Source organism: Flavobacterium psychroterrae (assembly GCF_018380615.1).
GTDB classification, from domain to species: domain Bacteria; phylum Bacteroidota; class Bacteroidia; order Flavobacteriales; family Flavobacteriaceae; genus Flavobacterium; species Flavobacterium psychroterrae.
The window spans coordinates 25,286-41,169 of the sequence record NZ_JAGYVZ010000008.1 but is presented as its reverse complement, the minus strand read 5'-3'; the positions used below and the strand labels follow the sequence as shown (position 1 = coordinate 41,169).

At 34.1% G+C, this 15,884-nt stretch carries 10 protein-coding genes and 1 pseudogene; 2 read left to right on the top strand and 9 right to left on the bottom strand.

What is annotated here, in order from left to right; translation table 11 throughout:
- Positions 1-101 precede the first annotated feature (101 nt).
- Positions 102-3,617 (bottom strand): nitrate reductase, encoded by a 3,516-nt coding sequence (locus tag KHA90_RS10070; RefSeq protein WP_213298730.1) that lies wholly within the window; start codon positions 3,615-3,617, stop codon positions 102-104.
- A gap of 186 nt (positions 3,618-3,803) precedes the next feature.
- Here KHA90_RS10070 and KHA90_RS10065 point away from each other — a divergent pair, with 186 nt between their 5' ends.
- Complete coding sequence (locus KHA90_RS10065; protein ID WP_213298726.1) at positions 3,804-4,508, top strand: Crp/Fnr family transcriptional regulator; 705 nt, start codon at positions 3,804-3,806, stop codon at positions 4,506-4,508.
- Between the two features lie 150 nt (positions 4,509-4,658).
- Here KHA90_RS10065 and KHA90_RS10060 read toward each other — a convergent pair.
- The 8 genes and pseudogenes from KHA90_RS10060 to nirB all read right to left on the bottom strand — a co-directional run.
- A pseudogene (locus KHA90_RS10060) lies at positions 4,659-5,039 on the bottom strand (SAM-dependent methyltransferase); the annotation flags it as partial.
- Positions 5,040-5,130: 91 nt separating this feature from the next.
- Positions 5,131-6,390, bottom strand: a complete 1,260-nt coding sequence (locus KHA90_RS10055; RefSeq protein WP_213298723.1) for an alginate export family protein — start codon at positions 6,388-6,390, stop codon at positions 5,131-5,133.
- 102 nt (positions 6,391-6,492) lie between these two features.
- Positions 6,493-7,971 (bottom strand): MFS transporter, encoded by a 1,479-nt coding sequence (locus tag KHA90_RS10050; RefSeq protein WP_213298720.1) that lies wholly within the window; start codon positions 7,969-7,971, stop codon positions 6,493-6,495.
- 94 nt (positions 7,972-8,065) lie between these two features.
- A complete protein-coding gene (locus KHA90_RS10045; RefSeq protein ID WP_213298717.1) occupies positions 8,066-8,725 on the bottom strand; it encodes a response regulator transcription factor in 660 nt (219 codons plus the stop codon).
- A gap of 205 nt (positions 8,726-8,930) precedes the next feature.
- Positions 8,931-10,736: a PAS domain-containing sensor histidine kinase gene (locus KHA90_RS10040; protein ID WP_213298714.1), complete on the bottom strand. Its 1,806-nt coding sequence runs from the start codon at positions 10,734-10,736 to the stop codon at positions 8,931-8,933.
- Positions 10,737-10,762: 26 nt separating this feature from the next.
- Complete coding sequence (locus tag KHA90_RS10035) at positions 10,763-11,347, bottom strand: DUF4202 domain-containing protein (protein WP_213298711.1); 585 nt, start codon at positions 11,345-11,347, stop codon at positions 10,763-10,765.
- Between the two features lie 218 nt (positions 11,348-11,565).
- Positions 11,566-11,943: a nitrite reductase small subunit NirD gene (gene nirD / locus KHA90_RS10030; RefSeq protein ID WP_213298708.1), complete on the bottom strand. Its 378-nt coding sequence runs from the start codon at positions 11,941-11,943 to the stop codon at positions 11,566-11,568.
- Positions 11,944-12,222: 279 nt separating this feature from the next.
- Complete coding sequence (nirB, locus tag KHA90_RS10025; protein ID WP_213298705.1) at positions 12,223-14,736, bottom strand: nitrite reductase large subunit NirB; 2,514 nt, start codon at positions 14,734-14,736, stop codon at positions 12,223-12,225.
- Positions 14,737-15,003: 267 nt separating this feature from the next.
- Here nirB and KHA90_RS10020 point away from each other — a divergent pair, with 267 nt between their 5' ends.
- On the top strand, positions 15,004-15,786 hold the full coding sequence (locus KHA90_RS10020) for an META domain-containing protein (protein WP_213298702.1): 783 nt from the start codon (positions 15,004-15,006) through the stop codon (positions 15,784-15,786).
- Positions 15,787-15,884: the final 98 nt, after the last annotated feature.

The window sequence follows — 15,884 nt, the reverse complement described above, 5'->3', positions numbered from 1 at the left end:
AGTGTTTGGTCACAGTTTTTAGTCTCAGTCTGTTAGTTTACACAGCATATTGCGACTGTGAACTGCGACTGCGACTGTCAACTGAAAACTGTGACTGTAAACTATTTACACTTCGCTAAAATCTCTTTAACCTCTGTTTTACAACTTCCGCAGCCTAATCCGGCTCCTGTATTTTTACATAAATCGGTAAAATTATTGACACCGCTTTTAATAGTTTCTTCGATGTTTCCGGCTCCAACCTGACTGCAGGAACACACTAATTTTCCCAGAACAGGTTTTGCGGTTGAACTTCCTCTGAGTAATAAATTTCGTTTGTCTGATAATTCGATTTTACTTTCGATCATGGTTTTGAATTCGGCAAACTCATTTTTATCTCCCATTAAAATTGCACCCACAAGAAGATCATCTTTTACGATACACTTTTTGTAATAGCGTTTTTTCAAATCGGCAAAAATGATTTCTTCATACGAATCATCGTTTTCGGGAATTTCGATATCGCCAATACTGCAAAGATTAATATCCTCGAGTTTTAGAATATTCATTAAAATCGAACCTTTGTAAAAACTGCTGATATCGCCAGCCAAAAAATTGGCCAAAATATCAGCTTGTTCTTCGGCAGCAGAAGTGATTCCAAATAATTTATTGTTGAACTCGGCGATTTCTCCAATAGCAAAAATATCAGGATTTGAAGTCTGTAAATACTGATTGACTTTTACGCCACGTCCGCAGGCAAGACCGCTTTCACGGGCAATTTCGATATTTGGGATTGTTCCAATGGTATAAACAATAGCATTTGCCGTAATGATTCTGCCACTTTTTAAGGCGATTTCAATTTCGTGTGGATTATCAGTTTCAAAAACGGTACTGACTTCATTATCAAAATAAATCTGAATGTCACGAAGCTGAACTTCCTCAGCCAATAATTTACTTGAAATTCTATCCAATTGGCGTTCCATCAAGCGGGAAGCTCTTTGAATAATAGTTGTTTTTACTTTTTTATGTTTTAAAGCTGCTGCTAATTCTAAACCTAACAATCCTCCACCAATAATAACAACATGCTGTTCTTCAGGAGGTAAATTAGTACTGTCAAGATGTTTTTTTAAACGATCAGCATCTTCTTTTCTGCGTACTGTAAAACGACCCGGAAGATGAAGTTGTGCATTTTCAGGAACAAAAGGTCGGCTTCCTGTGGCGATGATTAAAGAATCAAAATGGTGTGTTTCGCCTAAATTATCTATTATTGTTTTTTGATTTGTATCTATTGTGGTAATGGCAACGCCCGCTTTCATGGTAATTTTCAACTTGTTTAAAGCCTCGCCATCTTTTACTTTTAGCAATTGCTCCCAGGTAAATTCTCCCGTCATATATTCCGGAAGTAATACACGATTGTAAAACGGATTTACTTCATTCGAAAAAACAATTATTTCATCGGTTTGATTGAATTCGCGATAATTTTGAATGAATCTAAAAGATGCTGCGCCTGCGCCAACGATTGCAATTTTTTGAAATGGTTTTACATACTTATTAATATTAACCGTAGTGTATTTAAAATCAGGTTCTTTTGAAACGGGATCAACAACGGTATTGGTTAAATTATTGGTTCGGTTCAAATCATTTTCGAGTTGTTTCCCCCAATGCATGGGCAGGAAAACTACTTTTTCTTTTATTGAATCAGTCACTTTTGCTTTTACCCGAACTTCTCCGTTTTTACTCGAAACAACCACGATATCGCCATTTTTTATCTCATTTTTGAAAGCATCAATTGGGTTGATTTCTAAAACAGGACTTGGCGTATGCGTCATTAATCTGGAGACTTTTCCGGTTTTTGTCATCGTATGCCATTGATCACGAACTCTTCCTGTGGTTAAAATAAAAGGAAATTGGGGACTTGGTGGTTCCGATGTATTTTCAATATGTGTTGGCAAATTAAAAATCGCTTTTTGTGATGGAGTATAGAATTTTTTATCGGTGAAAAGGCGAGGAGTTCCAGGATGTCCATAATCAGGAACCGGCCATTGAAAAGTGCCTTCGGTTTTTAAACGATGATAATTTAAGAATGAAATATCGATGTTTGTATTTTTCGTCAAAGCGCAATGTTCCTTGTAAATTTCTTCGGCACTATTAAAATTAAAACCGTTGAAATTCATTTTTTTAGCAAAGCGAATTAAAATTTCAATATCCGAAAGTGCTTCGCCCGGAGCGTTAATTCCTTTAGGCAAATACGAAATTCGACGTTCAGAATTTGTCATTGTACCTTCTTTTTCTAACCAGCCGGCGGCCGGCAATAATAAATCAGCATATTTTGAGGTATCTGCATTATGCGAAATATCCTGAACCACTACAAATTTGGCATTTTGCAAGGCTTTTTCGATTCTGCGTGAATCGGGTAAACTTACTAACGGATTGGTGCAGATAATCCATACGGCTTTCATTTTTCCGGATTCTAATGCATCAAACATTTCAGTTGCGGTTAATCCGGGTTTGTCTGAGATTTCATCAACGCCCCAAAAATCAGCAACTTCTTTTCGATGTTCAGGATTTGCAATGTCTTTGTGTGCGGCCAAAAGTGTTGCCATTCCGCCCACTTCACGTCCGCCCATTGCGTTGGGTTGTCCTGTTAATGAAAATGGTCCTGAACCTGGTTTTCCTACTTGTCCGGTTAATAATGATAAATTCAATAAAGCAGTATTTTTATCTACGCCAACTGCACTTTGATTCAATCCCATTGCCCAAAGCGAGATAAATCCTTTTGCTTTGCCAATAATATCCGCTGCAAGTTTGATATCGTTTACGGAAATTCCGCAAATCTTAGACGCTTTTTCTAATGATGTGCTTAAAACTAAGTCTTTGTATTGTTTAAAATTTTCGGCATTATTCTTTACAAAATCATGATCTACGTGGCCTTTTTCGATAATGCGTTTGGCAATGGCATGATACAAAATAATGTCTGATCCGGGAATAATCTGCAAATGCAAATCGGCGAAAGCAGCTGTATCTGTTCGTCTGGGATCAATAACGATAATTTTTATTTTAGGGTTTTTCTCTTTGTGTTTTTCAATTCTTCTAAATAAAATCGGGTGACACCACGCTGGGTTTGCGCCTGTAATAAGGAAAGTATCGGCAAGTTCAATATCGTCATAAGCAATAGGAACTGAATCTTCACCAAAAGTTTTTTTATATCCCACAACGGCAGAACTCATGCAAAGTCTGGAATTGGTATCGATATTATTGGTTTTCAAAAATCCTTTTACAAGTTTGTTTACCAAATAATATTCTTCGGTTAAACATTGACCTGAGATGTAAAAACCAACGCTGTCTGGTCCGTGTTTTTTAATAATAGAAGTGAAAACCGCCGCGGCACGATCTAATGCTGTATCCCAACTTACGCGTTCCAGCGGGTAAGATTTACTGCCACGCATTTCCGGATATAAAATCCTGTCTGAAGTATCGTTAACTACGTAGTGCAAATTCATTCCTTTAGAACATAACATTCCTTTATTGACAGGATGGTTTTTGTCGCCCGTTACCATTACGCCATCCTTAGCGTCTTTGGTTACGATTATGCCACAGCCAACGCCACAATAGGAACACGTAGTTTTAATTTTGGGATTTTGCATTTACATTTCTTTTTAAGTACTACTGATCGAATTTTAGTTCAAATGTAGATAATTCACTTATTTATCTTTAAACAAAAATAAGTATTTATACGTAATAATACTTATTTTTTGAATTTATTTTTCTATTTTTGATAAAAATAAACAGAGAACAACAAATTAGTTTTTAACTGCAAATAATTATAACTCATGAAAGAAGATCAGCCAATTTGTTATAGTTGTCTCAATGAAAATTGTTTTATCAAAAAACATTTACATTTAGAAAAGATGAAGCAATATGTTATAAAAAAAGAGAGTTTTGTTTGTAAAAAATCGAATCAGTTTATTACCGAAGGGGATTCAATTCAAGGACTTTATTTTATTTGCAGCGGAAAAGTAAAAACAATAAAAACAGGAATTAACGGACGTGAACAAATCGTTCGATTAACTAAAAACGGAGATACTATAGGTTTTCGCGGATTTGGAACCAGTAAAAAATACTTAATTGGCGCTTCTGCATTAGAAGATACCGTTTTGTGCAATTTTAGTAATGAAACTATGTTTGAGATTTTGCAAAACGTTCCTGAATTTACGTACGCATTAATGCTTTTTTATGCCGATGAATTGAATAAAAGCGAAAACAACATTCGGAAAATTGCTCACATGAATGTGCGGGAACGTGTGATAGATTTGTTATTGTATATTCATCGCAAATTTGGACAAATAAATGACTTAATTGACATTGAACTTTCGAGAAAAGAAATTGCAGATTTTGCCGGAACTACAGAGGAACAGGCAATTCGTGTCATTTCTAATCTAAAAAAAGAAATGCTGATAAAAACAGTTGGGAAAAGAATTGGGATATTGAATATATCTGAATTACGTTCTGAAATTATGGAACATAAATATTTTTAAATTTCTAACACATAGAAACATAGGTTTTTTTAATATGTTGAAGAGATGGTGAAGGAAATCTTAATTTTTAAAACATAGCTATGTGTGTTTTGTAAAATGAAATGCCTTTTAAAGAAAGTTGAGCTATGTCTCTATGTGTTAAAATGATCGCTAAGAATACTGTCTTTTTTTGCCTACAAATCGAATTACTGAACCTTTTCGGTTATGAAATGAGCCTTCACTCAGTTCGATTTCTTTTTCTTCTAATTCAATGATTTCATAATCTGGAAAATCAGATTGTATTTCTTCAATAGAAAATAGGGATTCAATATCTTTTGGACCGCCAACTTTATCATTTATGGCAAGATATTCTAAATGCTTTTTGCTGAAAGCTTCAAAAATAATAATGCCGCCTTTGCGCAGATAAGTTGATAAAGTTCTATGAATATCTGATTTAATTTCTGCCGGAAAGTGGGCGTAAATCAAAGCAACGGCATCAAATTGTTCCGTTTGATAATTTAGCGTTTCTAATTCTCCAACCTGATACCCAATTAGGAAATAAAAGTCTTCGTAATAAATCAAAAAAATACCCTTTTTCCAAAGAGAAAAAGGGTAAATTATAAATGTATATTTTAGAAAAAATCTATTTCTTCCAGTTGAATATTCTAGGATTTACAGAAATCATTAGCCAAGCCCAATTATTAGTATGACCCGCATCTCCGGTTTTTATAAATTCCATAGTTTTAGAGCCAAACATTTGAGAATAACCTCCAGTAACCACAATTTCTTTTTTAAATGTATATCCAAAAGTAGCATCAATCTCAGTTCCCAAATACGAATCAAGTTTTTCATTTAAAGGCGTAACTACATCAGCAGCAGCTAAGAAAACATGCGGAATCAAAGCAAATTGCCATTTGTTAACGTTGTAGTTTAGTTTCAAGAAAGCATCTTGTAAACCTACATTGTTCAGGTGATTTCCAACATAAAAATAATCCATATAACCATTAAAGGCGTGGTTCGTTCCAAAGATTGGGTTGAAAGATTTTATAACTTTACTGCCATCATTTGTATCTTTTCCGGATAAAAATTCATATCCTAGACCAGCTTTAAAGGAATCGGTTATATTATATCCAAAGTTTATTGCAGCATTATACGCGCTAACTTGCAAATCGTTACTTTTTCCGGTTTGACCGTATAAACTTAAGTTAGTGTCAATTTTTTTAGTCTTATAAGTTAAGTAAGTTCCAAAAGTCTGTTTGTAATCTACTAACAATTTTGCATCGGGATTAGCATATTCATATCCAGTATTCAAAACAAGAAAACTAATACCTAAATCACTTACAGTTGTATGATACCATGCATATTGCATTGCTTTGTAACTGTTTACCGTATATTGGGTTTGAACATTATTTTCGGCAGTTGAATTATAAGCAATTCCCATATCAAGCTGATGATTTTTTGGGTGAAAAGAAACCATTAGCGCATCATGGCTTTGACCTTGTTGTGCCCAGTCCATTTCTCCCATTATACGTTGATTATCATATGAAAGTACCTGGCGACCCATTCTTGCGCTCCATTTTTCGGTCAGATTATATTGTGCCCAAGCTTCAAAAACCGCAACGCCATTTTTATCATTCAGCGCTGTGGTTGCAACATCTCCCCAAGTTCTGGTGTTCTGTAATGTTAATTTTACAGTCAATTCATCTTGTTTGTAATTGAAGTTTAGTCTTGAACGTTGCGAGATTTGCGAAGTCCCTTCCTGACCTTCCGGCAGAAGTGATTTATATCCGTTTCTATATTCAAAACGCGGTCTTATTTGTAAATTCACATCTAATTCCTGTGCCTGAATGTCAAAGCCTAATCCTATTACTAGAAGTACAAGAATTATTTTAAGATTTTTCATAATTGGTTTGTTTAAATAATGGAGCAAATTTATAAGAAAAAGATGTCTTTCAGGGTGATAAAAATCATATTTATTATTTATTTCTTAAAAATCTAAAATAAATTATTGTCTATCAATTACTTTTGATAAAATGGGTTGTTTTTCATTCATAATTTTTGTGATGGTATAATGCATCCAGATTAAACAAACAACAGAAAACATCAGGATAAAAATCCATGAACTTGACCACATTCCTGTTGCAGTGAGCAAATATCCAAAAATTATAGGACCAAAAAAACCTCCTAATCCACCAATCATACCTACCATTCCGCCAACAACGCCAACTTCTGTAGGGAAATATTCCGGAATATGTTTGTAAACGGCAGCTTTTCCTATTCCCCATGAGATTCCTATAAGTATTACTAATACCAGAAACACCCACATATTAGCATCAAATTTAATAACTGTAATGCCTTTTGCAAGCAATTCTTTTTTCTTAACGGTTTGATTTTGTTGCACTACAATTTGCTGCCATGAAGTTTTGGTTGGAAAAATGGCATTTTCATTGTTGTTTTCTTTCTTTTGAGCAACTGCAAAATCAGTATTTCCAATTTTAATATTTTCATTTGAAACAGAAGTTACAGTTCCTTTTTTAGTTGCTAAAACGCCGGGTCCTGTTGTCGTAATTTCCATTTTCGGAATCATTAATAAAGCGCTTAAAATAACCGAAGAACTTAAAACCCAATACATCACTTTTCTTGCTCCAAATTTATCCGATAAATAACCGCCAAAAGCTCTGATAACGCCAGAAGGTAAACTGAAAAGTGTAGCGAATAATCCGCCCATCACCAAACTTGTTTGATAAACGTTCATAAAATTGGGTAAAAGCCATTGAGAATACACGACGAAACAGCCAAAGACTAAAAAATAATATGCTCCAAAACGCCACACTCTGGCAGATTTTAAGGAGTGAAGCATTTGAGAAACGGTTTTGGTGTTATTTTCCTGTTTTTTATTAGTTGCAAAAATTAAAAAGGCAATTCCAATAACTACCAAAGCTACAGCGTAAATAACAGGAAGTATTTTCCATCCATTTTGAGGATCGTTTACAGAGAAATGATTTAGTAATGAAGGCGCTAAAAAAGTGGTAATTGCTGCGCCGGCATTTCCCATTCCGAAAATTCCCAGAGCACGTCCTTGCCATTCTTTTGGGTACCAAATTGATGTGTAGCCAATTCCAACCGCAAAACTTGTCCCCACCATTCCGAAAAAGAAACTCAATAAGGCAAACATAAAAAAGCTATCTGCAAACGGCAATAAAAATAGCGGAATTGAGCTGAGCAGAAGCAACAGCGAAAATACATATTTGCCTCCAAATTTATCAGTAAGAATACCAATTGGTAATCGCATGATTGAGCCAGTCAGAATTGGGATTCCCAATAACCAACCCACCTGAACAATGCTCCAATGGAAAATGCCGTTATCGACTAAAAACGTGACTAAAACTCCGTTTAATGTCCAACAGGCAAAACACACTGTAAAAGCCAATGTGTTCAAAAATAAAATTTTGTATGATTGTGATAATGCGTTTGTCGTTTTCATAGTACTTATATTTTTGATAAAAATAAGTACTATAACTTAGTTAAAAGATGCTAAAACGCAGTTTTTTAAAAATAATTACGTATTTATACGTAATTTATAATAATGAATATTCTGTAGCTTTATTAGATAGTTCCATCAGGTTCTTTACTTTTAATTTTTTCATTAAATTAAAACGATGAACTTCTGCTGTACGTTTACTAATTTCAAGGGCTTCAGCGATTTCTTTGTTTCCTTTTCCGTATAATAATAGCGTCAGGATTTCTTTTTCTCTTTTAGTAATCATCATTTCTTCGCCTAAATTTTGCTTCGGTTCAAATGAGTTTGAAGAATTCGTTAATTGACTAATTAATATAGAAGAAATGTCTCCGCTAAAATATTTACCACCCGCAGCTACGGTATGCAATGCCTTTAAAAATTCTTCTTTGCTTGAACCTTTTAATAAATAACCATCTGCTCCGGCTTTGATTGATTTCAAAACGTACTCCTCAGATTCGTGCATGGAAAGCATGATGATTTTTACGTTATTATTTTCGTTTCTAAGTTTTTCTACTACCTCGATACCTGTTAAGTTAGGCATACGAATATCTAGTATAAGTAAATCGGGATTGCTTGATGCAACAACTTCAAGAGCATCGGCTCCATCAATTGCTTCACCTACAACCTCGATGTTTGCTTCGTTTTCCAGTAATGATTTAATTCCATCCCTTACAAAAACATGATCATCTGCCAGTACTACACGAATGATATTACTCATAATTTACTTAAATTTTATTTTGGATTTTTACGTATATTCATCTACAAAGAAGATGCTAATATACGTAATTTTTGAAAATTAAATTTCAATTTTGTAAAATTCCAAAATCCAATGTTAAAGTGAACATTAAAATTTCATTAGAAAATTGATGATGTTATAATGAGTGGCAAACTCTGATAATCTGAAAAGTTTTTGAATTTAGTTTCTAAATCGGAATATTAAAAGTTATTCTAGTGCCTTCTCCTAAAATAGAATTGATGAAAACGCGACCATTAATGTATTGAATTCTTTCTTTCATAAACAATAATCCCATTCCGGATTCGCTGTTTCGTTTTTTATCGACCGCCTTAATATCAAAACCCTTCCCGTTATCATCGATAATAACACTCAACAAAGAATTACTGTGAGAAAGCTGTACAATAATGTGCGATGACTCGGCGTATTTTATGGCATTATTGATGGCTTCCTGCGTTAAACGGTAAATATTAATTTCGATTAAAGAATCTAAACGCTGGTTGAAATCAGTTTTATTGTAAAACAGAATTTCTTTTCCGGTTAGTTTTGATAGCTCCTGAGTGAGTTTTGCAAGTGACGATACAATGCCATGATCACTCAATTCGGGAGGCATTAAATTGAAAGTTGCTGTGCGGACACCTTTGATAATATGAAGCGATAATTTCTTTAAATATTCAATTTTTTGAGCCGACTTTTCTTTGTCATCTAAATTAATGCTTTCTAAACTAAACTTTAAACCGGTCAGCATTTGCCCAATTCCGTCATGAATTTCCTTTGCAATTCGGTTTTGTTCGTTTTCCTGATTTTCAACAATTTTACTCGAAATTATCTTTTGCTGATTTATTTTTTCTGTGCTATTTTCGATATTCAGGCGTTCGACTTCGCGCTGTGCTTTTTTACGTTCAGTAATGTTAAAACAAATAATTAAAAGTTCAGATTCTTCTTTTTTAATTGTGACCGGAACCATTGATAAATCCAGCCAGAAAGTTTGTCCTTCTTTGTTGATGATTTTAATTTCGCCAGTCCAGCCGCTTCGCTGTTTTTCGAAAATAATTCGGTCAATATTAAGTTGTTCTTTTTCGTCAGTTGTTAAAACTTCAGAGAATTTTTTGTTTGATGAAAACTTAGTGTAATTGATAAGTTTGGCAAATTTTTCTCCAATATGAATAATCGAACCATCAGGATTAATACGGCAATATAGCAGCGTATTTTCCATGGCATAATTCAAAGATTTTAATTCTTTAACCGAATTTTCCTTTATTTCACTAATAATTTCAGTATCATAAGCGAGTTTTAGTGCTTTCTTTTCAGAAGATAAAAGTTTGGCAATCAATTTTTCGATCTTTTTATTGGTTGGTTTAAAAATGAAGAAAAATTCCATCAGTAAAACAAATAGGGTAAAGGCAAAAATCCAATATTCTATTTTACGTTGTTCCGTAACTTTTTCGTGCGCTTCAAGATCATATTGACTTACAATCTGGTTCATTCTCGAAAGAAAATTTCCTTCATTATTTAGAATAGTTTGCACCAGTTTTTGATTATCTGCGTTTTTACTCTTTTGTTTTAAATTCAAAAGAAACAAATCAGTTGCCTCAGTAATACTATTGAAGATCGGATTGATTTCAGCATATAATTTACGAAGTGTTTCGCTTTTTTCTTTTGGAAAAGCCAAACTATCGCTGCCATTTTCTAATGCATTTTGAGTCGTTTTCCAAAGTTCTACAACGCTCTTTAAATGTGAAATTTGTTTGGGAGAAGCCGTGTCAGAAACATAATGCAAAATCAAAACTTCTTTCACAATTTTCTGGCTCAACATTCTTTGTTTACCGGAAATATTGATGATTTTAGAATCGCTTAATTGTTGCTTTAAATTGTACTGAACTAATATCTGACTTAAAATGACAGTTATAGCAATAGTCCAAAGTGCAAAAAAATACCAACGGCGTAAATTTTTGAAAGTAATTTTATCTGCAGCTTCCTGATTGCTTTTTTTCATTCGAAGACAATATTTCTTAAAACTAATTATAAACCTAAAGAAGCTTTTATCAAGTTTAGATTTTCTTCAGAATAATTAATTTTCAAGGCTTCCTGATGTCCTTTGTCAGACATTTTATCCCAGGTTTTTTTGATGATATTTTTTAGTTTTTCATCATCGTGTTTGTGCACAAAAGGATCTAAGTAATATTCTAAAAAGACCAGACAAATAATATCCTCCAGTAATTGAGTCTCGGCATCTTTCTTCAATAATTTTTTTTCAATTAAAAAAGAAACCCGATCTATAAAATCCTGATTATATCCTGCTTTTTCTAAAATTTCGCCAGTTGTTTTAGCATGAAATTTTTTAAGATCTTCTCTCCATCTCAAATAACCCACACGATCCATTGGGTAGGATTCTCGCGCTACTTTCCATCGGCAAATGTGTTGTGCTTTTGAGGCAATCTGAATTTGTTCAGATGCTTCAGGCTCGAATTGCATCAGTCTTTCATACATTCTGTTCGAATATAATAATTCCTTTGGATATTCTGTATTTTGGTCGATTTCGATATTCGGATCTTGTGCATTTTCGGCGTCAATCCACTCGCTTGCTTTTTGAAAAGGTGTCGTCATTGTTGGTAAAATAATAGATTTTCAAATATACGGAATTAACTTTTAAAGCTTAATTTTTCTAAACACATAGAAACATAGGCTTTTAGTTTTTTAGAAAAAGAAAATTAAAAAGAAACTAGTTTCTAACACATAGCTATGTGTGTTTGAATTAGTAAAACGCCTTTTTAAGATTTCAAAAATCTATGTTTCTATGTGTTTAAATTGTTCAATTGATATAATTAATCCGCAAAACCAACAAATACTTCGTTTTCAATAACTTTAATAGGATAGGTTGCAATTTTAAAATCGTCGCCATTTAAGTTAGAACCATCAACCAAAGAGAATGTTTTTTTATGCATCGGGTAGGCAATTTTCGGGATATCATCCGTAGATCCTGTCATGCCTCTTGCCAGAACCATTTCCATTTTATGCGGACAGGCATTTTGGCAAGCGTACCATTCGTTGCGTCGTGCAAAATTGAAAACGGCAATTTGTTTGTTTTTGTATTTAATGCAGCCGCCGCGATTCGTCGGGAAATCTTCTACTTTTCCAGCTTTGAACCAAATTGTTGCGTCACTTGCATGAACTGTTTCATATTGATTTAAGATTTCTTCCATTTCAGTATTTTTGTGTTTCTGTTCTTATCCCTCTTTTTACAATCAAGAGAGTTGATGGCGCAGTAAAAAAGAGGGCAAGAGACAGCAAACGTTTTTGATATTTGATTTTTTTTTTTTTGGAGCTTATTTTTTTTAAACACATAGAAACATAGGTTTGAAGAAAGAAAATAAAAAAGAAACTCGTTTCTTCACACATAGCTATGTCTATTTAAATTGAGTGAAACACCTTTTTCACTCCTATAAACTATGTTTCTATGTGTTTAAAAATTATTTATAATGTTACGACCAGGCTTTTGGTGCCTTCTGATCTCTTAAGGGTACAAAAACAACATTGTCGTCTTTCTCTTCTGAGTTCACAAAATGATTGAAACGTTTTAGTAATCTTGGTTTTTCTAATACTTGTTTCCATTCGCATTCAAAAGTATTGACCAATGTTTGCATTTCGGCTTCTAAGGTTTCGCAGATTCCTAAACTGTCCTCAATGATTACTTCTTTCAGATAGTCTAAACCACCGTCCAGTTTTTCTAACCAAGTCGCAGTTCGAATCAGCGGACCAGCCGTGCGGATATAGTACATTAAAAAACGATCAAGATATTTAATAACCGTTTCTTTGTCGATTTTCTCGGCTAATAAAACAGCGTGTTTTGGGTTTGCGCCACCGTTTCCTGCGATGTATAAATTCCAGCCGCCTTCAACAGCAATTAATCCAAAATCTTTTCCACGAGCTTCGGCACATTCGCGAATACAGGCCGAAACACCGCCTTTAAGTTTATGCGGAGAACGAATTCCTTTGTATCTGTTTTCTAATTTAATCGCAAATCCAGCGCTATCGTCCATTCCGTAACGACACCACGCATTTCCAACGCAGCTTTTTACGGCACGAAGCGATTTTCCGTAAGCGTGACCACTTTCAAAACCATTATCGATTAAGATTTTCCAGATTTTAGGCAAATCACTCAAATGTGCTCCAAATAAATCAACGCGTTGCGCTCCGGTAATTTTAGTATAAAGATCAAACTGTTTGGCAACTTCACCTATTACGATAAGTTTCTCTGCAGTAATTTCTCCACCGGCAACTCTAGGCACAACTGAATACGTTCCATTACGCTGAATATTAGCCAAAAACCTATCGTTTGTATCCTGCGTTGTTACGTGTTTATTGGCCGTATCATTGTAAATACTGGAGAAAATAGAAGCTACAACAGGTTTGCAAACTTCGCAGCCATCGCCTTTGCCATGATGATCAATAACGTCATAAAAATTCTCGTATTTATTAATTTTGACCAAATCGAATAATTCCTGACGGTTATAGCTAAAATGTTCACAAATAACATCATTTACTTCTTTTCCGAGGGATTTCTGAGTCGCTTTTACCAAATCAGAAACCATTGGTTTACAACCTCCGCAACCCGAAGTTGCTTTGGTATGTTTAACGACATCTGAAAAATTAGAGCAAGTTTCGTCAAGAAGTGAACAACAAATTGAACCTTTCGTAACATTTTCGCAAGAACAAATTACGGCTGTATCCGGCAAGTCTAAAACGCTGCCTAAACTTGAACCTTCAGAACCATCTCTTGAACCCAGAATCAAATCTTCAGGATTTTTTGGCAAAGGCATAGCATTGCTGAAAATCTGAAAAAGGGAATTATAATCGCTGGAATCTCCAACCAAAATCCCACCCAATAAGGTTTTAGAATCTTTGGTAACGTTGATTCTTTTATAGATTCCGCTTAATTTATTTTCGTAAATAATCGCCGTTACATCATTATTTTCGACAAATGGATCACCAAAACTCGCCACTTCAACACCAATTAATTTTAATTGTGTCGACATATCGATGGTTTCTCTCATGGTTTTAGAACCTTTTAAGATTTGCTCGGCAGCAACATCAGCCATTTCGTAACCCGGAGCAACAAGTCCGTAAATGTTTTGATTGTAGAGTGCCACTTCGCCAATGGCATAAATAGAAGGATCTGATGTCTGCATTTGATTGTTTACCACAACGCCGCCTCGTAAACCAACTTCAAGTCCTGAAAAACGAGCCAGTTCATCGCGAGGTTTAATTCCGGCGGATATAACCAACATGTCTACTTTTAACAAATCATCATCGGCAAACATCATTCCTGTTATACATTCCTTTCCGTCAATATATTGTGTGGCTTTGTTAAGATGTATGCCAATATTTAATTCTTCGATTTTAGATTGGAGCATATCGCTCGCGCCTTTGTCTAATTGTCTCGGCATCAAACGCGGAGCAAATTCAACTACATGAGGATTCAGTCCTAAATCACGAACTGCTTTTGCCGCTTCAAGACCTAATAATCCTCCACCTAAAACAGCAGCTTCGGTAGCACCTTTTTGTTTTATTTTTTTGGCGTAAGCCATAATTGCATCCAGATCTTCTATGGTTCTGTATACAAAAACACCTTCTTTTTCAACTCCATCAATGGGAGGAACAAATGCTGACGATCCTGTAGCTAAAACTAAGTAATCGTACGTATGCGTTTTTTCTAAATATGTATGTATTGTTTTTTCTGATCGGTTAATATCTGTAATTAATTCAGAGGTATTGAGAGTAATATTGTTTTCTGCGTACCATTCACTGGTTGAGAGTGATAAGTCATCTGCAGTTTTTCCTCCAAAGTATTCACTTAAATGAACTCTGTCGTAGGCGCGCCTTGGTTCTTCGCCAAAAACGGTAATATGATACTTTTCATGTCCTGATTTTGCAATGAATTTTTCGCAAAATTTATAACCAACCATGCCGTTTCCAACTACTATTACTCTTATCATGATTTCTTTAATTAAGTATTACTACGCAAATATAAGTATTTATACTTATTAAAATACGTAAATAAATTATTTTTAATCTTTAGATAAGTTTTAGAATTACGTATTTTATCATAAAAGTCTACGTACTTTGGGTTTGTGAAGAATTGAAGACACGGAAAATATTTTAAATTTGAAAAGATTCTAAATAAAAATCTCAAAAAAATGTCGTAATTTCATAAGAATTTTATATATGTTTTGTTAAAAAAGAATATTCTTAATAGAAATCTTATGAAAAATATACTTTCAATATTGCTATTATTGTCTTTGACAATAGGTTGTAAATCTACAGCAGGCAAAAATCATGAAGTAAGTGGAACGACTTCTGAATACGGAACTCAGGAAGATCAAATGAAATATTATCTCACAGCAACCGGAAACGAACCTTTTTGGGCATTGAAAATGGGAAATGAAAATACCGAGTTTACCTCATTAATTCCCGGGAAAGAAAAACTTGTTTTTCAGGCAAGTGAGCCTATAAAAGCGATGGATGCTAACGTAAAAATGTACAAATTAAGTAATGAAACATCGAGTGCAACGATTTCAATTCAGCAATTAGAATGTCAGAATTCTATGTCCGGAGCAATTTCACCTTATAAAGTTTCAATTGAAATAAAAAATAATTCAGAACTTGAATTTAAAAAATTAACCGGATGTGGTAATTATAATACTGATTATCGTTTACATGATATTTGGGTTTTAGAAGAACTAAACGGATTCAAAGTTTTTATAACCGATTTTCAAAAAGAGCTTCCCAGAATAGAAATTAACTCTGCCGAAAATAAGTTTATGGGTTACGGAGGTTGTAATGCAATTAGTGGCAATATTTTTTACGAAAAAGATCTACTCCGATTTTCTCAGGTTATCTCAACCAGAATGGCTTGTGCGCCTGGTAATAAAGAAGGGGAGTTTACAAAAGCACTTCAAAGTATAACGACTTATTCCATTGGTGATAACCGACTAACGCTTTCGAATCCGTCCGGAAAGATTTTGGTTTTTAAGAAAGTAGACTAATTATCGAATTTAAAATGTCTTAAACTGTTTTAAAAATAACTTTTAGCATTAGAATATCTTTTAGCACAAGAATATTTTTGTAAAATAAAACTTATAAA